Origin of the sequence: Brevibacterium sp. UMB1308A, from assembly GCF_030230605.1 — a bacterium.
Taxonomy (GTDB): Bacteria; Actinomycetota; Actinomycetes; order Actinomycetales; family Brevibacteriaceae; genus Brevibacterium.
On the sequence record NZ_JASPDO010000025.1, the window covers coordinates 14089 to 34697 of the forward strand.

Consider the following 20609-nt stretch of genomic DNA (forward strand, 5'->3'; position numbering starts at 1 on the left):
AAGTACACGCTTAAAGGAGTGGAATGTTCTCGCTGATCTATCGCCAGGCTCGTAACTTTTTCTTAGCGCAAGGTATTTTCGCCCTGCTCGCCGGGCTGGCCATCATGGTGTGGCCGGGCCAATCGTTTGTCGTAGTGGCGTACATCTTTGCCGGTTGGTTGATCGCTGACGGTCTCTTTTCGCTCTTCTTGTGGTTGCGTGCACGACGCGTGCCAGGCGCCCAACTCTCCATGGGTAAAGGGATCATCCAGATCATCTTGGGAATCATCATCGCGATGTTGCCCGGTGTTTTCGCATCGATCATCCTGGTGATCGTGTCCCTGGCTGTGTTCCTCATTGGTATGGGACTGCTCACGACTGGTTTGGTCATCAAACCCACCGGGAACCGTTCGTGGATCGCATTTGTGGTCTGTGGTGTGCTGGCGTTCGTGGGTTCGGTCCTGATCATGGTGTTCCCACGTGAAAGCACGCTTGCGTTGCTGACCTTGGTGGCCGTGGTCCTGTTGCTTGTTGGTGCTGCGTGCTTGGCGTTGGGCTTCAAGTTCGGCAAGAGCGCTCAAGCCTTGGCAGACCGTGAACGCGCATACTCGAACCCCAGCAATGACGGCCGAGGTGACGTCATCGAGGGCACCGTAGAAGACACGGGAAACGACGACACCCCGCCCGAGATCAACCGCTAACGTCACACCGTAAGTTTGGCGCGCACCGCATCGCGAGCTTCAACCAGGTTCGCTAACGCCGGGCGCACTTCTTCATACTTACGAGTCTTGAGACCGCAATCCGGGTTCACCCACAGGCTCTCACGTGGCACGTGCGTGATCGCAGCCTCGAGCAGACCAGTGAGTTCGTCCACCGTGGGCACACGTGGCGAGTGTATGTCATAGACACCCGGCCCCACGCTCCGGTCGAACTCCTCCGGGTCCAAGCTGGCCAGCAGCTCCATGCGTGACCGGGCAGCTTCAATACTTGTGACATCCGCGTCCAGGGCGTCAATCGCAGCGATCACCTGGCCGAACTCCGAGTAGCACAAGTGCGTGTGGATCTGCGTGCCTGGGTCTACACTGATGCTCGACAAACGGAACGCATCCACTGCCCACGCAATGTAGTCCGCGCGGTTATCGGCACGCAACGGCAGCAACTCACGCAGCGCCGGTTCATCAATCTGAATGATCCGCACTCCAGCCGATTCCAGTTCAGCGACCTCATCAGACAACGCCAACCCGATCTGCTCAGCCACCGTTGACAGCGGCACGTCATCGCGGACGAACGACCACGACAAGATGGTCACCGGCCCGGTCAACATCCCCTTGACCGGCTTATCAGTCAGGCTCGCAGCATACGTCGACCAGGGCACCGTGATCGGTTCTGGCCGGTGGACGTCACCAAACAGGATCGGTGGACGGGTACAGCGGCTTCCATAGGACTGCACCCAACCATGATCAGTCACAGCGAAACCAGCCAGGTGCTCAGCGAAGTACTGCACCATATCGTTGCGCTCCGGTTCACCGTGAACAATCACGTCGAACCCAAGCTCTTCCTGCAACTTCACAACCTGAGCGATCTCAGCACGCATGGTCTCCGTGTATTCGTCCTCCGAAATACGGCCGCCACGCAGGGCAGCGCGAGCTTGGCGCACCTCGGGCGTTTGCGGGAACGACCCAATCGTTGTGGTGGGCAACAACGGCAGGCCAAGAGACTCCTGGGCCCGGCGGCGCTCCTCAACACTGCCAACGCGAGTGCGACGCTCACCAATCGCAGCCACCCGCGCCCGCACATGCTCATCAACCACACGATCTGATTCTGCGCGCGTGCGCACCGCACGGGCTGAGCGGCTGAAAGCAGCCTCACGCGCATTCACAGGGTCCGCAGCACCCTCACCATGGGCATCCAAAGCCGCGGCGAGCGCCTCAACTTCCGTGACTTTTTCTTCTGCGAATGACAACCAGCCGGCCACGTCCACGGGGAGTCGCTTTTCAGCGCTCACCGTGTACGGGACGTGCAACAACGAAGTCGAAGTGGAGACGGAAACATCGCGGCCGCCACCCTGCAAGGACGTCAGCACGGCGAGCTCAGCTTCAAGGTCGGCGGCCCAAATGTTGCGCCCGTCAATCACACCGGCGACCAGACGAGTGTCCCCAAAGTCCGCTGCCTTCAACCGGTCCAGCCAGTCTGGGTCAATGGTGCGGGTGGCGGCGGAAAGGTCAACGCCGAGCGCCTCGGGCCCAGCCCCTAACAGGGCATCCAGTCCTGCGCGCAAGGAACCGTAAGGTGTGGTAATCAGAACTTGCGGGCGGTCCGCGGTAGCCAACAGCCGTGCGTGCGCCTGGCCTGCGCGCTGTGCCAGTTCCTCGTCTGAAATCTCGTCGAGGTCGGTCACAAGGATGGGTTCGTCGATCTGCACCCATTCCACCCCAGCGGTGTGCAGGGCGGTGAGCAGTTCAGCGTAGGTGTCGACCAGTTCATCGAGCCGGTCAAGTGGCTGACGGGTAGCACCCTCAGCCGGTTTCGACAGGGCCAACAAGGTCACTGGCCCCAACAAGACGGGGCGGATCGTGTGCCCTGCCTGACGGGCTTCGTCAACGAGTTCCAGGATCCGCTGGGGGCGGGCGGTGAACGTGCGGTCGTCGGCGACCTCGGGCACTAGGTAGTGGTAGTTCGTGTCGAACCACTTGGTCATTTCCAACGGCGCCCGGTCAGCCGTGCCGCGGGCCAGCGCAAAGTACTCCCGCAGGTCTGTGCCGGTGGGGTCCTCCCCCACGAGCCCAGCGGTCAGTGCCGCGTCCAAAACTTGATCGTACGCGGAGAAGTCGCCGGGGATCGCGTAGTCAGCCACAAGTCCCAGGTCACGCTGCCGGTCATAGGAGGACAGGCGCAGGCTGTGTGCTGCTTCTGCGTATTCGGACTCGTCAATCGTGCCAGCCCACAGCGCTTCGAGCGCGCGCTTGAGTTCACGACGTGGGCCAATTCGTGGCAGTCCGGTCACTGTTGCATTGGGGAACGGGGTCCGAGTAGGGGTGGTCATGGCGTGTCCTTTCGGTTGTTGGTCAGCCTGGCGCGAGTCTGAGGGCTCAGGCGTGACAGTAGTTCGGTGATGGTTGTTGGGTCGTTAAAGGTGTAGAAGTGGAGGCCAGGGACCCCCACTGCGACTAACGCTTCGACGAAGTCAGCTGTCAGGTTTAACCCGATTTCGTACTCTTCAGCCGGGCTACCCGCCGCAGCCAAAGCCTGCGCGATGTACGCCGGTGGGGTGAGGCCTGACAGGTGGCACATGCGTTTGAGCCGGGCGCTTCCCGTGATGGGCATGATGCCGGGGATGATCGGCAATGTGACGCCGGCCAAGTCAGCACGGCGGGACATTGTGGTGATCTGGGCGGGGTTGAAGAACAGTTGGGTGATGGCAAAGTCGGCGCCGTTGCGTTGTTTGGCGGCCAACACGTCGATGTCTTCTTCTGGCCGTTTGGATTCGGGGTGCCCGCTGGGGTACGCGGCGACCCCTATGGCAAACCGACCTGCGCACAGGCGGGCCACTTGGTTGCGTTCGACTGAGCGCAACAGCGTGACCAGTGCGTCGGCGTGGGCCAGGTGCCCGGCGGGAGGCGCGGTGGCACCTGGTGCCAAGTCGCCGCGGATTGCCAGGAACCCGCGCACACCGGAGTCAATGTAGCGTTCGATCCAGGTGACCAGTTCGTCGCGCGGCGCTGCGGTGCATGCCAAGTGGGCCAGTGGACGCAAGCGCGTGGTGGCTGACAGTTGCGAAATAAACGCAGCTGTTCCCGCTGACCAGCCGGTACGCACCGCCGAGGTGACCGCCACATAGTCGGGGTCATAGGACGCCAGGAGGTCCAAGAGCTCTCCTGACCGTTCCTGTTGTTCCGCGCTCCTGGGTGGCATGACCTCGAAGGATAAGGCCAGACGTGATTCCGGTTGCTGGCCGGGCTCCCGCTCAGAGGTTCCGGTTTCCCAGGTGCCGGCCAGCGTGCCGTCTGTCCGTCTTCCGCTCGCGTCAGTGACCGGTCCCGAGGTGTGGGTATCGAGGGGTGCTGATGCAGAGAGAGTGGTCACGGGGGCTCAGCTCGCTTTAGTACCTGCGGTAGTTTCGAGGAGGTCGGCGTGGTGGATCGCTGCGACGTTCGGGTGGGAACGAAGCCGGGATTCCAGCGCGTTTTCGCCGTAAACGGCGTAGAGCGCGTCACGTTCGTCAGCGCTCACACCTCGTGCCTGGGTCGCGAGCTCGTCAGGAAGTGTGAGTTCTGGCAGGCTGGCGCGCAGGGAGGGGTTGTAGAAGAACGGAACAGAGATCCGGTCTTGGCCAGGAGCCGTGGGAAGCACCCGGTGCACGGTCGCACGCAAGTACCCACCGGTGGCCACTTCGAGGAGTTTGCCAATGTTGACCACGAACGTGTTTTCGATCGGTTCAACGTCGATCCACTCATCTTGGTAGTTCACCTGCAAACCAGTAGTGCCCGGTTGAGGGTACAGCAAGGTCAGTACACCGCCGTCGCGGTGCGCACCCACACCTTGCGTGATCGCGCTTTCCTCAGCGGCTCCTTCTTTGGAAGCGTTGGCTCCTGCCGCCTCGGCGGTCTGTTCAGCTGGCGTCACGGTAGGTGCCGGGTAGCGGATGATCTTGATGAACGACTCTGGGTCGTGGGCAAAGGCAGGGGCGAAAACGTCTGCCGGCTGGCCCAAGCTCAGAGCCCATTCGGACAACAAGCGTTCGCCTACGGCGGTGAGTTTTTTGTGCCAGGAGTCAGTGACGGTTTTGAGCTCTGGCAAGGCCACCGGATACAGGTTGGGGCCGGTGAGACGGTCGTAGGTGTGCAGGGGCTCCGTTACAGGTTCACGGTGTGGGCCGATGTCGATCTGTTCGCGCCAGTCCACGTTACCCAGCGTGCGTTCCCCGCCCACGCGGGTGTAGCCGCGGAAGTGGGGCGAGTTGGTGTTTTCGATGCTGAGTTTGTCTTCTTCTGGCAGGGCGAAGAACCGCTGGGCGGTCTCCAGGAGATCAGTGAAGTCCGAGGCGGGGATGCCGTGCCCGGTGAGGTAGAAGAACCCTACTGTGTGGGTGACGTCGCGGAGTTGGCGGCGGAAGTCGTCTGCGTGTTGGGGGTCGTCGGCCTGGGAGAGGTCGAGGATTGGGAGGCTGGACAGTGACATAGCGTGCTCCTTGGTCTGAGATGAGTGACTGTGGAGCCCACGCTAGGTTCAGTGCGGTGCATGCGCGGGTGGTGTTGTCACACCGCGTCTTCTGGTGTCACATGCGTGCAACAGTGTGTCACGCAGCGTCAAAAACAGGCCGTTGCGCCCGGATCCCCTACCACCAGAAGTGGGTGGGGGCGTCGAGGAACTCAAGGACTGCCCCGGCAAACGACATGGTTCCAACGGCCAGAATGTTTTTCCCTGACTCAAGGGCTTGTTCGCAGGCGTCTTCAACCGTGAGCACGGGCCCGTGTGCAGCCAGGTGGGTGTAGTCCAGGTAGTCACGTCCTGCACCAACAAATGTGACGGGGAATGGTTCCAGCACTGCCAGGCACGCGTCTACGTCTTTAACGTCTGGGAGTCCTGCGAGCACGTGGAAGTGGCCCAGCTCTTCTGTTGCACGGGTGAGTGCGTGTATGGCAGCACAATGTGTTCGGTTAATTCGGAGCGGGAAACACTTAGGGCGCCCCTTATCTAAGGGACGCCCTAAGGTTCCTAGCTATCTACGGCTTACGCCATTTATTTTTAGTTGTTACGACGGCGTGAGCGCGAGATGAGTCCGATACCGCCTGCGATCAGTGCAATCGCGACAGCAAGTGCTGCTCCGACTTCTACACCGGTGCGCGGCAGTGGCCTCTTCACCGGAGGCTCTGGCGCGTCTGGGACCGTCGGTGTCTCAGACGGTGTCGGTTCCGGTGTCTCAGACGGTGTCGGTTCCGGTGTCTCAGACGGTGTCGGTTCCGGTGTCTCAGACGGAGTCGGTTCCGGTGTCTCAGACGGTGTCGGTTCCGGCGTCTCAGACGGAGTCGGTTCCGGCGTCTCAGACGGAGTCGGTTCCGGCGTCTCAGACGGAGTCGGTTCCGGTGTCGGAGTTGGCTCCGGCGTGTCAACCGGGTTACAAGCATCATTGTTCTCAGGACCATCAGAATCCTCTTCCATGGCCACCTTGTTGAACAGACCCTTCGCAGGGTTGCCCTCACCGTCGACTTCACATTCGCCAACAGCTACCCAGTCAGCCTTACCAGCCTCATAGGTACCAGAAAGAACAACCTCAAAGACCTTGTCCTTACCAGCAGCAAGCTTCACACCATCAGTCACCGTAAAGGTGCCGTCAGTGATCTCAACAGCTTCGCCATCAACAGTGGCACCGGTAACAGTGAAACCAGCAGGAACGCTCGGGGTGTCAGTAACAGCCTTCGACGTACCAGCAACCTCACCATCATTCGTGACAGTCACCGTGTAAGCAGAAGTCCACTCACCGTTCTCAGCCGTAGCACCAGCCTCAGCCGAATCCTTCTTCACCTTGAAAGCAGGCTTATTCGGTTCGTTTGTGTAGGTGCAGACCACATTTGCCGGGCCACGATCCGCGGTCTTAGGGATCGTCACACCGTATTTCTGGCCGCCCTTCTCGGTCAGTTCGAGCTTTTCGCTGGGCTGGCCCTGATAGTTGGCTTCACATTCAACAGACGTTGAATAGTCATCCAGTTTTGACCCGGAGCCTTCAGCCATCTGCTCCTGGATGACGTATTCCTGGCCGGAGCGGACAATCGCAGGACCGATCTGCTCAGACTGCACTCCGCTCTTACTTCCACTGGTTTCCGCAGACGCAAAGATTCCAGTGTCTGTTTGGTCATCAGCGGTAAGTTTGAACTGGTCTTTTTCATCGAGTCGGTCGACTACGTTCTTCTTGACCTCCAGGGTCGGAGGGAAGTGACAGGAGGCAAGGTCCGTATTGATTAGTTGCCCGCCACCGTTAATGTTCTGGGCCGATCGCTCGAGTGTGAACGACGTCGGATCGTACTTAAACGCCGATTTAGTTGTAGCAAGAATCAGCGTGCCGTCGGCATCAACAGCAAGGCTGTTGGCAATGCCATCATCCGCTGAGATCTCTCGAGTAGCTGTTGACGAAGCGTAAACCTGCTGAAGCGGCCCTTCGTTGTCAGCCGGGAGCTTGTCAGCCGACAGAGTCAGAATCTTGACCTGCGATGAGCCATTGGACGGCTGCTTAGCCGACAGCAAGTGGAAGTTGCCGGACGCGTCAAAGACGATGTCGCCGTTTGCGTTATCATGACTGTACGGACCGTTCTGCGACTCTACGGGGATTTGTGCAATGTGGCGGAAGCGACCGTCCGTGGGGTCGATCGACCTCAGGTTGAAGTACAGGTTGTAGCCACCAGCGGAATTCTGCGCTTGGTGGAAACCGCCGAAGTAGTAGCGCCCGTCAGCAGGGTTGACTGCACCTGCGATGAGGTCCATGTTCTGCGCACTGGTTTCGACGCTGTAGAAGTCGTAGTAATTGTTACCGTCTTCAGTCAGTTTGATGCGCTGTGGGTTTCTGCCGTTCTCGTCATATTTATAGAGTTCGAAGTTGTTGCGAACCCCGTTGTTCCAATAGCCGTTCTGGTCGTAGTAACCCTTGGACCAGCCACGGAACGTATAGAACGCGTCGCCGTCCGGCGCCAAGCCAAGACCGTTGACCTGGTCTTTTCGCACGAATCCAGCGTCGTAGCCCAGGTAGTCAGAGGTGAGCGGATAAGCGTTTCTTAGATCGACGTCACCGTAATTCTCTGAACCTGGATTTTCACCCGTATTGATTTTCCGCAACTGCCCGCTCTCCAGAACACCAAACGATGTATCTGGGGCACAAACGGCTGTGCTGGAAGTAGGCGCCGCGTTTGCCGACGCCGGGTTGCTGACCGCTGGCAGTCCCATAGCCAAAAGGCAGAGAACTAATGCAATTGTGCCGTACAAAGTGAACGGCCAACTTCTGGAATGTTTAACACTCATTCTGTTTCCTCTGAATAGAACCCAATCAGACAGTAACCGGTGACAGTAGTTACTCGACGGTCAAAACTTTACACGAATTTTTAAGAATTTAAAGATAAATGTTCAACAGCTTGCCAGAAACGACCGTCATACCGTTGTGTACTGCAGACGAGCACCATCCTGCTTATCGCCTTTCAACTTAGTAAACACTGGTAGCCCGGCGAGGACACACCTCTATCGACTGCTAGACATTGAGCCACATCGCTAGGTGACTTTGAGCGGTCCAGCTGTTTTTACTGTTGCGAACGTTGGCCCGGATTTTCTACCACCAGAAGTGGGTGGGGGCGTCGAGGAACTCAAGGACTGCCCCGGCGAAGGACATGGTGCCTACTGCTAGGATGTTTTTCCCTGACTCAAGGGCTTGTTCGCAGGCGTCTTCAACCGTGAGCACGGGCCCGTGTGCAGCCAGGTGGGTGTAGTCCAGGTAGTCGCGGCCCGCACCAACAAATGTGACGGGGAATGGTTCAAGCACTGCCAGGCACGCGTCTACGTCTTTAACGTCTGGGAGTCCTGCGAGCACGTAGAAGTGGCCCAGCTCTTCTGTTGCCCGGGTGAGCGCGTGTTGAATGCCTTCGGGGTTGATGCCGGCGTCCACCATCCACAGTGCGTCAGAATGCGATGGCGTGTGTGTTGATGCGCGGGCGGGAAGTATCAGTTCCTGTTCACCGATCGGCACGTATCGCCCGGTGAGCGTGGCGGCGGCCCGCGCCCCGATATCTAGGTTGGTCGCGGTCATCGTTGAGGCTTGCACGAGCTCTGGCTCTGGTAGTTCGCGTCCCGCCAGGTAGTCCCACACTTCTTGTGGCTGGTTGTAGTGGGTGACGATGTTGGCGGTTGCCGGTGTGATGGTTCCCAGCAGGTCGTTGGTAATCGCGCTGATGGAGTTGCCCAGGATGTCGCCGTGTTCCATGAAGATTTGGGTGATGCCAACAGTGGGGTAGTCAAACAGCGAGACGTCGTCGCTGAGTCCGCCCAGTCCTTCTTCTATCACCAGGTAGTCGACGCCTTGTTGGAGTAGGTATGCAATGCCGGTTTGTGTGTAGATGCCCGATGGTGGCAGGTACCCGTCGGTGACGGGTGGCAGGGTCTGGATTGCGTCGTGCGCGATTTCGGAGAGCCGGGCGTATTCGGTGTGGCTGATTGCGCGGCCGTTGATGCGGATGCGTTCGCGGTTGTGCCGTAGTGGTGGACTGGTGATGGTGCCTACGGTGGAGTTTTTTGCCAGCGCCGAGGTGGCTGCCGCTGTTGCTGTTCCTTTGCCTTTCGACCCAACGATGAGAATGGCTGGGATGGGGAGGGTGCGGGTGAGGCCGAGTGCGTGTTGGAGTTGGGTTGTTCTGGCACGAGACCGGGTGAGGTGTGGGTGGGTGTTCCATTCCCGGAAGAATGGTTCGTCGTATGGGTCGTGTGTGGCAACCATGGTGTTTAGTTTATGGGGCGGGTAGCGCTTAGGGCGCCCCTCGTGTGAGGGACGCCCTAAGGTTTTAGGTTTTACGGCTTATGCCGTGGGTTTTTAGTTGTTGCGACGGCGTGAGAGTGCGATCAGTGCGATACCACCTGCGATCAGTGCGGTTGCTGCAGCAAGTGCTGCTCCAACTTCTACACCGATGCGTGGCAGCGGGGCACCCTTGTCGTTGCTTCCGCCCTTGTCGTTGTCGCCTACGACGGTGATGGTGAAGTCAACAACTTCAGTGGAGCCGTCTGGGTAGGTGATGTGGACTGGGATCGTGACCTTGTCGCCTGGCTTTTCCCAGCTTGGGGCAGTCACCTTGATGGTGCCAGTCTTGTCGATCTGTACACCACAACCGTTTGGCAGGCCCTTGCTCTTGATTTCAAGGGTAGTACCGTCTGGGAGCTTGTCACCGATGTTTTGCAAGGTGATGGTATCACCAGGCTTAGCATCCTCAGGGATCGGAACGGTGATTTCACCGGTGTTCTCGTCAACCTTCACTCTCTTACCGGCCAGTAAACTTGCAGGTCAGACGGGTAACATTCGGATAACAGACTGACTTCGCCACAGCACCCTCAGCTGACGTCCGTCATGTGAACAAAATGACCAAAAGTTTCCTCACTGGTAACAAACGGCCAAAAGCTCCCAGTTTTATGCCTTCAAACCCCCGCCAATGAGCTGCGTGACGTTGGCTGCCGCACGGGTACACATCGCAACTACCTCACTGACCTGGTCCTGTGAATAGTCACTGTCCGGTAGTGTCAATCCCACGGCTGCCACGGCCCGTCCCGCCGCGTCATACACAGGCGCCGCTACCGTCCACACTCCTGGCGTGATCTCACCGGTTTCAATCGCGTACCCCTGTGTACGCACACGAGTCAGCTGGCCCATCAGATCATGAACCGACCTGGGCCCTTTTCCTGTCCGGTTCACAAACGCGACCTCACGCGACAACGCCGCCAACACATCCCGCTTCTCCATCGTCGCCATGATGGCCCTGCCCGTCGCAGTCAAGTATGCCGGCATATGCACACCGGCCGCCGTGATCACCGCCATCGAATGAACCGACTGCTCTTTGAGCACATACACGGTTTCCCACCCGCGGATCACAGCCAGTTGCGCAACTCCACGCGCGCGCTCAGCCAGTGCCCGCACGTCTTTTTGCGCCACCCGCTGCAACGGGTTGATCCGCAAATACGCGCTCCCCAACTCCGCGACCCCGGGTCCAAGCAAGTAGCCCGCATCAACCTTGGTGACCAGGCCCAGCTCTTCCAACACATTCAAAATCTCATACGCCGAAGACCTGGGCACATTCCCAGACCGCGCAATTGCACCCGCACTAATAGGGCGATTCGACGCCGCCAAATGACGCAGAATCGCCACGGCACGCCTGAGCGCAGGAACCTGAGACATCAGTCCAACTCAAACTCACGCAACGCAGCACCATACAACTGCGCCACATCACCCAGTTGCGCATGCTCACCATGAGCCGCCACCTCGCGCCCACCCACGATCACGTGAGTCGCATCCGCAGCAGTCGCAGCCAACACCACCTGTTCGCCAACAGAACCAGCTGTGCGCACCGACTCCGTGTCCACCACAACAAAGTCCGCCACCTGAGCATCATCAGCACCTACACCCGGGCGAATGTGCATTGAATACGCACCGCCAGAAGTCAGTGCAGCAATCAGTTCATCAGGACTAAAGCGCCCACGCTCACCACTACCCAGACGTTCGCCAGCTTCCAGCGCTCTAAGTTCCAACAGCGGGTCAAGTACCACATGCTGATCCGAACCCAAGGAAATCACCGCACCTGCCTGAGCCAACGCGGAAGCCGGTCCAATACCATCTGCCAGATCCGCCTCGGTCGTTGGACACATGACTACGGCAGAACGCGCGTCACCCAACAACCTGATGTCCTCATCCGTTAAGTGGGTGGCGTGCACCGCTGACAACCGGTCAGTCACAACACCGGCATCGGCCAGCAAACGGGTCGGAGTCACGCCGTAGTGCTCCAGGCATGCTTCGTTTTCTGCCGGCTGTTCAGACAAGTGAACGTGCAACGGCCCGTCCAACCCAGCAAACGCGGGTAGATCCGGCTTAGCCACACCACGCACGGAGTGAATCGCTGAACCCAGCGTCACCAGCGGGTCCTCTGAGCCGGAGTACCCAACCGTCGAATACCCGCCAAAAGCCCCACCCAGGTCATCTGCCAGCGCGGTCGCCAGACCCCCGTGACGCTCCACATAGCCGTCGATCGAACCGTCACTAAACCGCGCCTGTTGTTCATTGAGCTCCTGCCCAATGCCACCGGTCAGATAACACGTGTCCAGTAGCACCAGGCGAATCCCCACGTCACGGGCTGCGCGTGCCAGTGCCAGTTCCATGTCGTGGCTGCCGTACGGCTTGCCGCCTACCTGGTGGTGGACGTAGTGGAATTCCGCCACCGAGGTGTAGCCCGCCGTAAGCATTTCCGCATACACCGCGCGTGCCAGCAGATAGTAGTTTTCAGGCGTGAGCTGTTCGGCTGCCCGGTACATGACTGTGCGCCACGTCCAAAAGGTCCCGCCGTCAGCATGGGTGCGTCCGCGCAACAGCCGGTGAAACGCGTGCGAGTGCGCGTTATTGGCACCCGGCAACGCCAGACCGCTGTAGGTCGTAGCCTCCGGTGGCGCGTTCACTCCAGCACGCATCTCTGCCACCGATCCGTCATCGGCGACCAGCACGGCCACACTGTTGAGCACCTGACCGTCTACATACAGGTTTTCAAACCACAGAGTTTTCACGCCTGTACTCCTGCTTCCATCGCCAGCGCATCAGCCAGCGCCTTCACACCAGCACGTTGGTCGTCTTCTTCACACGCTTCTTCTGGCGCGTGCGAAACACCCGTTGGGTTACGCACAAACAGCATGGCAGACGGCACAAACCCTGCCAAGATCCCCGCGTCGTGACCCGCGCCCGAATCCAGAATCGGCGCATCCGGCAGCACTCCCTGCAGACGCTGGTTAAACGCGCTATTGAAGTGCGTCGTGGCCGAATACGACTCCTGGCTCACCGTCACCTCGACACCCAAGTCGTGCCCGATTTCCTGCGCCCGCTGCGTGATTGCGCGCAACACTGCGCCCACAACCCCGTCATCCGGGTGGCGAATGTCCAGCCAGAAATCCATGCTCGACGCGATCACATTGGTACCGCCCGGGTGCAAGATGGTCCGGCCCACCGTCGCAACAGCCTTGCCGTCCACACCAGCCACCACAGCTGGAATCGCACCGATCACCTGCGAACCAGCAACAACCGGGTCAGCACGCTTGGTCATGGGCGTGGTACCCGCGTGGTTACCCTGGCCTGCAAACGTGAACCGCCACCGGCCGTGTCCCACAATCGAGGACCCAATAGCCACCGGCTGCCCAATATCAATGAGACCCACACCCTGCTCCACGTGAAGCTCAAGGAACGAACCAACTCGCGACAGTCTCTCCTTGTCCTGCCCCACCAAGTCCGGGTTCAGACCCACCTCGGAAGCCACCTCGGCGAAGGTCTTCCCCTCACCATCCTTGAGCCCCAGCGCACGGTCCGGTTCGATCACGCCAGTGATCAACCGAGACCCCAGACACGCGACCCCAAACCGGGACCCCTCCTCTTCCGGGAACACCGCCAACGCCAGTGGGCGGTTAAGCTGTTCCAGCCGGCCGTCCGCCTTGAGCTGGTCAACGGCTGCCAACGCCGAGGCGACCCCCAGCGGCCCGTCAAACTCACCTCCACCTGGAACAGAGTCCAGGTGCGAACCGGTCACCACAGCATTGTCGCCCGGAGCGGTCACCCACGCCCACGTGATCCCGTTGCGGTCGATTTCGATGTCCAAGCTACGTGCCTGCGCTTCACCCACGAACCATTCGCGCAGGTTGAGTTCGGTGGAACTGAATCCGGGTCGCATGTATCCGGGGCCACGAGGATCGCGCCCCACATCGCGAATGTCGTTGAGAAGAGAAACTACGTCTGACATGGATCCTCCGAATCATCAGCGCATCAAGCGGATGTATGTGTGGTTAAAAGGTGAGTGGCTATAAGGTAGCTGGTTATATGGTGACGGCCCACCCCTGTGGGAGTGGGCCGCTTAAGTATTTACAGTGCGTAACCGTTTAGAACAGTTCCGTCAGTGTCGGTTAGCGTATGCACAAACTGGTGCACCCCGCTTGCGACTTCAAGGGCACGGCCCGAACGCACAAATTCGTACGTTGTAGCCAGCTCTGGTGACATGAAACGGTCGGTGCCAGGCCCTGGAACGTCTTTGCGGAGTTCCGCGATCACTGCACCGGTCACAGCTCCCGGTTCTGGTTCACGCAACTCAATGGCACGGGCTGCCGCATACAGTTCAACGGCCAGCACGCGGGTGAGGTTTTCAATCGCGGTGCGCAGTTTGCGGGCCGCTCCCCACCCCATCGATACGTGGTCTTCCTGCATCGCTGAGGACGGAATCGAATCAACCGAGGCCGGTGCGGCCAAGCGTTTGGTTTCAGCCACCATGGCAGCCTGCGTGTAGTGGGCGATCATGAGCCCGGAGTCCACGCCTGGGTCATCAGCCAAGAACGAGTTGAGTCCCTGGTTACGCGCAGGGTCCATGAAACGGTCAGTGCGACGTTCGGCGATTGAGGCGACATCGGCCACCACAATGGACAAGAAGTCCAGCTGGTGGGCAATAGGGGCGCCGTGGAAGTTACCGTTAGACGACACTTCCCCGTTAGGCAAAACCACTGGGTTGTCGACAGCCGCACGGATTTCGCGTGCAGCCACCTGAGCGGCAAACGTTGCAGCGTCACGGGCAGCACCGGTCACCTGGGGTGAGCAGCGCAGCGAGTACGCGTCCTGCACCAAGTGGGTGGAATCAAAGTGGGACTTCACAATTGGGGAAGCGTGCAAGGCGTCCAGCATGTTGCGCGCACTTGCCGACTGACCTGGGTGTGGGCGCAACGGGTGGTGGAGTTCGTCGCGGAACACCTGGTCAGTACCGTTCTGACCCTCAACACTCATCGCGGCTGTGAGGTCAGCGGTGGTGAGCAGCTTCTCCAAGTCGTACAGCGCCATGATGAGCATTCCCAACATGCCGTCCGTACCGTTAATGAGCGCCAGGCCCTCTTTTTCTTCCAGCTCAACCGGCGTGATACCCGCTGCTTTAAGAACAGGGCCCGCTTCAACCGGTTCAGAGCCACCTTCAGGGTCGTGAACATAGCCTTCGCCCATGACCACCAGCGCGCATGCGGACAGCGGCGCTAAGTCACCTGAACAACCCAGCGAACCGTGCTCGTACACCCACGGGGTGATACCTGCGTTAAGCAGGTTCACGTATGCTTCCAGCGTTTCGACCTTCACACCGGTACGCCCGGTCGCCAGCGTGCGGGCGCGCAGAAGCATCAAGGCGCGAACCACCTCGGGCTCCACCGGTTCCCCCATACCCGCGGCGTGGGAACGGATCAGCGACTTCTGCAACTGCGAGCGCAGATCGTGCGGAATGTGACGCTGCGCAAGGGCACCAAAGCCCGTTGACACACCGTAAACCGGTTTAGGGGCCTGAGCCAGGTCATCCACGTGGGTGCGCGTCTTTGCGACCTCTTCACGGACTCGCTCAGGCAACTCAACCGGCGCGTTCTCACGCGCAACAGCAACCACCTGGGCAAACGTCAGTTCTTCAGGTTCAAGCGCAATTGGGTTCATCAAAACTCCTGAAAGTTGGGGTGCACTACATCATGCAAACCTATGCAGAAACACTGTACGGTTGCGGATTCGACGCGATCAATTCGCCTTCACAGAACACCGCACCAATCTGCTGCACACCCGGCCGGTACACCAAGTAGCGGTAGCTGGGGGCGTCCAGGATTGAGAAGTCGGCGCGGGCGCCAGTGCGCAAGTGACCCACGTCCTCACGCTCCAGGGCTTTTGCTCCACCTTCAGTGGCCGCCCACAGAGCCTGGTCCACCGTGAAGTGCATGTCGCGCACCGCGATTGCCAGGCAGAACGGGATGGAGCTTGAGAATCCGCTTCCCGGGTTGCAGTCCGAGGCGATCGCAACCGTCACGCCAGCCTCAAAGTATCGGCGGGCGTCAGGGTAAGGCTGGCGGGTGGAGAACTCGATGCTGGGCAACAGGGTCAGCACTGTGCCGGATTCTGCTGCCGCTGCCAGGTCTGCGTCGCTGGCGAAAGTCGCGTGGTCAGCAGATGCGCACGTGTACTTGGCCGCCAACTGCAGGGCACCGCCGTCGGTGAGCTGGTTGGCGTGCAAACGCGGGCGCAAACCGTGCTCGATTCCGGCCTGCAAAATGCGGGCGGTCTGCTCTTCTGTGAACGCGCCTTTTTCACAGAACACGTCGATCCACTTGGCGTGTGTTGTAGCCTTGGGGATCATTTCGTTGATGACCAGGTCCACGTAGGCGTCCGGGTCATCTTTGAACTCGGCAGGCACCACGTGAGCCGCCATGAGCGTCACTTCATCCGTGTGACGCGCAGCCAACTCAAGTGCCTTGAGTTCCGACTCAACGTCCAGCCCATACCCCGACTTCACCTCAAACGTGGTGGTACCGGAGTGCTGGGCCTGACGCATGAGTCGTACCAGATTCGCTTCCAGCTCATCATCACTTGCAGCGCGCGTGGCCTTCACCGTTGTGGCGATACCACCGGCGGAGTACGACTCCCCCGCCATGCGTGCCGCGAACTCTTCGGAACGGTCACCAGCAAACACCGTGTGGTTGTGGGAGTCCACAAACCCTGGGATGACCGCCTGGCCAGCCGCGTCGATCACGCGGTGGCCCTCGCCGCCTTCCTGCCCTTTCGCTTGGAGAGCGGAAGGTGCCTGCCGTGCCTGAGTGGCAACCGCCTCGGCGGCCTGCGGGTGACCCGCTTTCAAGCCCGAGGTGGGACCCGCCCACGCAACCTTGCCGTCCTCAACGACCAGGGTGGCGTCAGTGATGACTCCCAGGAAGTCGCTGTGAGGATCAGCCGGGGTTGCGTTAGGGGCCGGGTTGTTGGTGACCAGTTCCGAAATGTTCGTGATGATCAGCATGAATGCCTCAGTCTGCTCGCTTGTTCAACTTTTCTACTGCAGGGACGCGGATGCCACGTTCTTCAGCAACCTCAACGGCGCGGTCGTAACCAGCGTCCACGTGGCGAAGAACACCCATACCTGGGTCGTTGGTGAGCAGGCGCTGAAGCTTCTGTGCAGCCAGCTCAGTTCCGTCAGCAACCGACACCTGACCGGCGTGGATCGAACGACCCATACCCACACCACCACCGTGGTGCAGGGACACCCAGCTGGCACCGGACGAGGTGTTCACCAGAGCGTTGAGCAGTGGCCAGTCGGCCACGGCGTCGGTGCCGTCGAGCATGCCTTCGGTTTCACGGTAAGGCGATGCCACCGAACCGGAGTCGAGGTGGTCACGGCCAATGACGATAGGTGCCGAAACCTTGCCCTCAGCAACCAGCTTGTTAAACAGCAGACCAGCCTTTTCGCGTTCGCGGTAGCCCAACCAGCAGATACGCGCAGGCAGACCTTCGAACTCCACGTACTCAGCAGCTGCGTCCAACCAGCGGTGCAAGGATTCGTTCTCCGGGAACAGTTCCTTCAGCGCCTTGTCGGTCACTTCGATGTCCTTAGGGTCACCAGACAGGGCTACCCAGCGGAATGGTCCAAGACCTTCACAGAACAGTGGGCGGATGTAGGCAGGGACGAAGCCTGGGAACTCAAATGCGCGGTCGTAGCCAGCCTTGCGGGCTTCGTCACGAATCGAGTTACCGTAGTCGAACACTTCAGCTCCGCGGTCCTGGAACTCGACCATGGCGCGCACGTGCTTAGCCATGGACTCTTCTGCACGCAGAGTGAACTTCTCTGGGTCGTCATCTGCTTCAGTCTGCCAGTCATCCACGGACACACCAACAGGCAGGTAGGACAGTGGGTCGTGCGCCGAGGTCTGGTCAGTGACGATGTCAACTTCTGCCGCCTCGGGACGGTCCAGCAGGGCAGGCAGGATTTCAGCCGCGTTGCCAACGAGACCCACGGACAGTGGCTTGCGTTCCTTCTTCGCGTCAATGACCAGCTTGAGCGCTTCGTCCAGGTCGGTCACAACTTCGTCCAAGTAGCGCTTGCCCTTACGGCGTTCCAGGCGCTCCTTCTCAACGTCAATGATGAGGCAGGCACCGCCGTTGAGCGTGACAGCCAGTGGCTGCGCACCACCCATACCACCACAACCAGCGGTCACGGTCAGGGTTCCAGCCAGGGTGCCGTCGAAACGCTTACGTGCGATTGCGGCGAAGGTTTCGTAGGTTCCCTGCAGGATTCCCTGGGTTGCGATGTAGATCCACGAACCGGCCGTCATCTGGCCGTACATCATGAGACCTTCAGCTTCGAGCTTGCGGAAGTGCTCCCAGTTAGCCCAGTCGCCCACCAGGTTCGAGTTAGCGATCAGCACGCGAGGCGCCCATTCGTGGGTCTTGAGAACACCGACAGGCTTACCCGACTGGATGAGCAGAGTTTCATCAGCTTCCAGGTCATCCAGAGTGGACACGATCTGGTCGTAGGCTTCCCAGCTGCGGGCAGCGCGACCGGTGCCACCGTAAACCACCAGGTCTTCAGGGCGTTCTGCAACCTCAGGGTCCAGGTTGTTCATGAGCATGCGCTTAGCGGCTTCGGCCTGCCAGTTCTTTGCAGTGATTTCAGAACCGCGAGGCGCGCGGATAACACGCGTTGGGTCGTGACGTGTAAAGGACATGGTGAACCTTTCTGCTGGTCTCTGGTTTGCTCGCGTGGGTGCTTGGTTGTGGGTTTGGGGGCCGAGGTGGCAACCAGGTTGGTTGGCACGGCCACGTTTTGCTGGCACGGCCTGGTTTGGCCGGCTTGCGGTGCAGCGCGAGCCAGGCACCCGAGCAAAACCATATGGAGTTTGTTCAATCGTCTCCGGTTTTCGCAGTGAATGCGATGGGCGCCACACTGTTACTGTCCGAAATGCTGGACAGGCTAATCACGCAAAGTGAGCGGTACGGCGCTTTATATTGCGCCGTACCGCTCACTTTGCGACGTTTGGCCACGCGGTTAGCTGTACGCGGTTACTCACGCGCAGCCATGCGAATTGGTGAGTTATCAAAACTCAGCCACGCACTTACTCCTTGCGACCGCGCTTCCGCAGGCGACGACCTCGGGCGCGCTCCTCAGTCTTCTCATGGAAAGCCTCACGCACAGCGTCCTCGCGCGCTTCCTTCTTGGCGATGCGCTTAGCCTCCGAGGAAACCTGCGCCTTGGTGGGCTCATGGTCGCGCAGACCAACCTGAAGGTCTTCAGGAATCTCCGGCAGGGTGCCAGTGTCAGCACGAACCTTGTGGTGCAGAATCTCCTGACGCAAGATCTTCGCCAGGAAGTAGATACCCAGCAGGTTAGGCACACTCATTAGGAAGAACATGGCGTCGGAGAACATCACGACGCTGTCCAGACCAATCGAAGCACCAACAACGATCGCCAGAATCCACACAACCTGGAATACGCGCTGAGCAACCTCGCTACCACCGGTCAGGAAGTCAGTTGCCTTCTGGCCGTAGTAGGAGTACGACAGCACGGTCGAGAACGCGAACAGAACCACACAGATGGTGAGCAAGACTGGGAACCAGCTTGCAACCGTACCGAATGCGGTCGAGGTCAGTTCAACACCGGCAGCGTCCGAACCGTCATTCTCCTGCTTGTACATTCCGGTGGTGATGATGGCCAGTGCGGTCAGCGTACACACGATCACCGAATCAACCAAAGGCTCCCACATAGCCGTGTAACCTTCGGTCGCTGGGCGCGACGTCTTCACAGCCGAGTGAGCCATACCAGCGGAACCAACACCAGCAGCGTTCGAGAACAGCGCACGCTGGATACCAATAATGGCCACACCAACAAAACCACCAGCAACACCGTCACCGGTAAACGCACCAGAGAACATCACGCCGATCGCATCAGGAATGTTGGTGAAGTTCACCAAGATCACGGCGATGGTTCCGATCATGTACAGAATCGCCATGAGTGGAGTAATAGCCGAGGTGTAGTCAGCGATCTTCTTAATTCCGCCGATGATCACAAGACCAGCCAAAACGGCCATGATCACACCAATGAGCCACAGCTTGTCAGCGAACCAGCTGGACTCACCACCGGTGGCGTCAACCAGAATCGCGGCACCCTGGTTGGCCTGGAACAGGTTACCTGCACCGAACACACCAATCAGCGCGGCAATTGCGTAGAACACCGAAAGGAACTTACCCAGTTTTGGGCGACCAATCTCTTCAAGACCGGCCTTCAGGTAGTACATGGGGCCACCGGCCGTGGTTCCGTCTTCACGAACCACGCGGTACTTCACACCAAGCGTAGCTTCGGCCATCTTCACACTCATGGCGAGAAGACCGAACAAGATGATCCACAGGGCTGCACCCGGTCCACCGACGGAAATAGCGACAGCCACACCGGCGATATTTCCGAGTCCCACGGTTCCAGACAGCTCAGTTGCCAAAGCCTGGAAAGATGAAACCTCACCCGGGTCAGTCTTACGCGTCAGCTTTCCGCGGATTACTTTTAGCGAGTGCGCCAGTCCAGTGATGGGCTGGAAGCGCAGGTACACGGTGAGGAAGATAGCCGCGGCCATCAGCCACACAACGATCAAGGGGAGTTCGGCACCGCCGGGGAGCGGGAGCGCGAAGAACACAATGTCTGACAAGACTTGTGCAAATGGGGCAAATACCTTGTCGAGGAACTGATCGATGCCGGCTTTTTCAGCCGCATCTGCCGACTCAGCGAGGACGTCAATCGAGGGGAAGTTTTCCAAATCCGTTGGAGCCGCGTTTGCCGCGGTTGCAAAAATATGATGATTCATAAATTCGGTGCAGGGGTAGCTTTACGGCCGAAGGGTTGATCCGGCTTCGGGCACCGTTCCTAATCTTAACGATCGCTTAGCGTTTGGCACCGTAGAAGTGTGTTATTGACCCGGTTTCACGCGGTTGCGGTTGGGCTTTGGCCCAGCGCGACGGGGAACACGGCGGATTCGCTGTTGTTACCCTTTCGTTACATACGAGGGTCGTGAAGCGGCGCTGAAACGTCGCAAAGCGAGCGAAACTGCGCGTTATATTGCGC

Annotated in this window: 15 protein-coding genes; 1 reads left to right on the forward strand and 14 read right to left on the reverse strand. The window is 59.5% G+C overall.

From position 1 onward, the window contains the following. Positions 1-23: 23 nt before the first annotated feature. Positions 24-680: an HdeD family acid-resistance protein gene (locus tag QP868_RS10085; protein WP_284926429.1), complete on the forward strand. Its 657-nt coding sequence runs from the start codon at positions 24-26 to the stop codon at positions 678-680. Positions 681-682: 2 nt separating this feature from the next. On the opposite strand, the gene metE is transcribed toward QP868_RS10085, so the two are convergent. The 14 genes from metE to QP868_RS10155 form a co-directional block, all read right to left on the reverse strand. After that, complete coding sequence (gene metE, locus QP868_RS10090) at positions 683-3022, reverse strand: 5-methyltetrahydropteroyltriglutamate--homocysteine S-methyltransferase (protein ID WP_284926430.1); 2340 nt, start codon at positions 3020-3022, stop codon at positions 683-685. Further along, positions 3019-4062: a methylenetetrahydrofolate reductase gene (locus QP868_RS10095; protein WP_284926431.1), complete on the reverse strand. Its 1044-nt coding sequence runs from the start codon at positions 4060-4062 to the stop codon at positions 3019-3021. Before QP868_RS10095 ends, metE begins: the two co-directional genes overlap by 4 nt. 6 nt (positions 4063-4068) lie before the next feature. Continuing rightward, a complete protein-coding gene (locus QP868_RS10100; protein ID WP_284926432.1) occupies positions 4069-5157 on the reverse strand; it encodes an isopenicillin N synthase family dioxygenase in 1089 nt (362 codons plus the stop codon). A gap of 157 nt (positions 5158-5314) precedes the next feature. After that, positions 5315-5572, reverse strand: coding sequence for a hypothetical protein (locus QP868_RS10105; RefSeq protein ID WP_284926433.1), 258 nt, complete (start codon positions 5570-5572; stop codon positions 5315-5317). A gap of 152 nt (positions 5573-5724) precedes the next feature. Then, complete coding sequence (locus tag QP868_RS10110) at positions 5725-7986, reverse strand: LPXTG cell wall anchor domain-containing protein (RefSeq protein ID WP_284926434.1); 2262 nt, start codon at positions 7984-7986, stop codon at positions 5725-5727. A gap of 301 nt (positions 7987-8287) precedes the next feature. Further along, positions 8288-9445 (reverse strand): folylpolyglutamate synthase/dihydrofolate synthase family protein, encoded by a 1158-nt coding sequence (locus QP868_RS10115; protein ID WP_284926435.1) that lies wholly within the window; start codon positions 9443-9445, stop codon positions 8288-8290. Positions 9446-9538: 93 nt separating this feature from the next. Continuing rightward, positions 9539-9976 (reverse strand): YPDG domain-containing protein, encoded by a 438-nt coding sequence (locus QP868_RS10120; RefSeq protein ID WP_284926436.1) that lies wholly within the window; start codon positions 9974-9976, stop codon positions 9539-9541. A gap of 150 nt (positions 9977-10126) precedes the next feature. Further along, positions 10127-10888 (reverse strand): IclR family transcriptional regulator, encoded by a 762-nt coding sequence (locus QP868_RS10125; protein WP_284926437.1) that lies wholly within the window; start codon positions 10886-10888, stop codon positions 10127-10129. Further along, a complete protein-coding gene (locus tag QP868_RS10130) occupies positions 10888-12261 on the reverse strand; it encodes a formimidoylglutamate deiminase (RefSeq protein WP_284926438.1) in 1374 nt (457 codons plus the stop codon). Before QP868_RS10130 ends, QP868_RS10125 begins: the two co-directional genes overlap by 1 nt. Then, positions 12258-13478 carry an allantoate amidohydrolase gene (locus tag QP868_RS10135; protein ID WP_284926439.1) on the reverse strand — a complete coding sequence of 407 codons (1221 nt, stop codon included), beginning with the start codon at positions 13476-13478 and terminating at the stop codon, positions 12258-12260. Before QP868_RS10135 ends, QP868_RS10130 begins: the two co-directional genes overlap by 4 nt. Positions 13479-13597: 119 nt before the next feature. Beyond that, the gene (hutH, locus tag QP868_RS10140) at positions 13598-15184 is read right to left on the reverse strand and encodes a histidine ammonia-lyase (protein ID WP_284926440.1); all 1587 of its coding nucleotides are present in this window, start codon (positions 15182-15184) and stop codon (positions 13598-13600) included. A gap of 40 nt (positions 15185-15224) precedes the next feature. Beyond that, a complete protein-coding gene (gene hutI, locus QP868_RS10145) occupies positions 15225-16526 on the reverse strand; it encodes an imidazolonepropionase (RefSeq protein ID WP_284926441.1) in 1302 nt (433 codons plus the stop codon). 7 nt (positions 16527-16533) lie between these two features. Further along, positions 16534-18228, reverse strand: coding sequence for a urocanate hydratase (gene hutU, locus QP868_RS10150; RefSeq protein WP_284926442.1), 1695 nt, complete (start codon positions 18226-18228; stop codon positions 16534-16536). 387 nt (positions 18229-18615) lie between these two features. Next, complete coding sequence (locus QP868_RS10155) at positions 18616-20352, reverse strand: alanine/glycine:cation symporter family protein (protein WP_284926443.1); 1737 nt, start codon at positions 20350-20352, stop codon at positions 18616-18618. Positions 20353-20609: the final 257 nt, after the last annotated feature.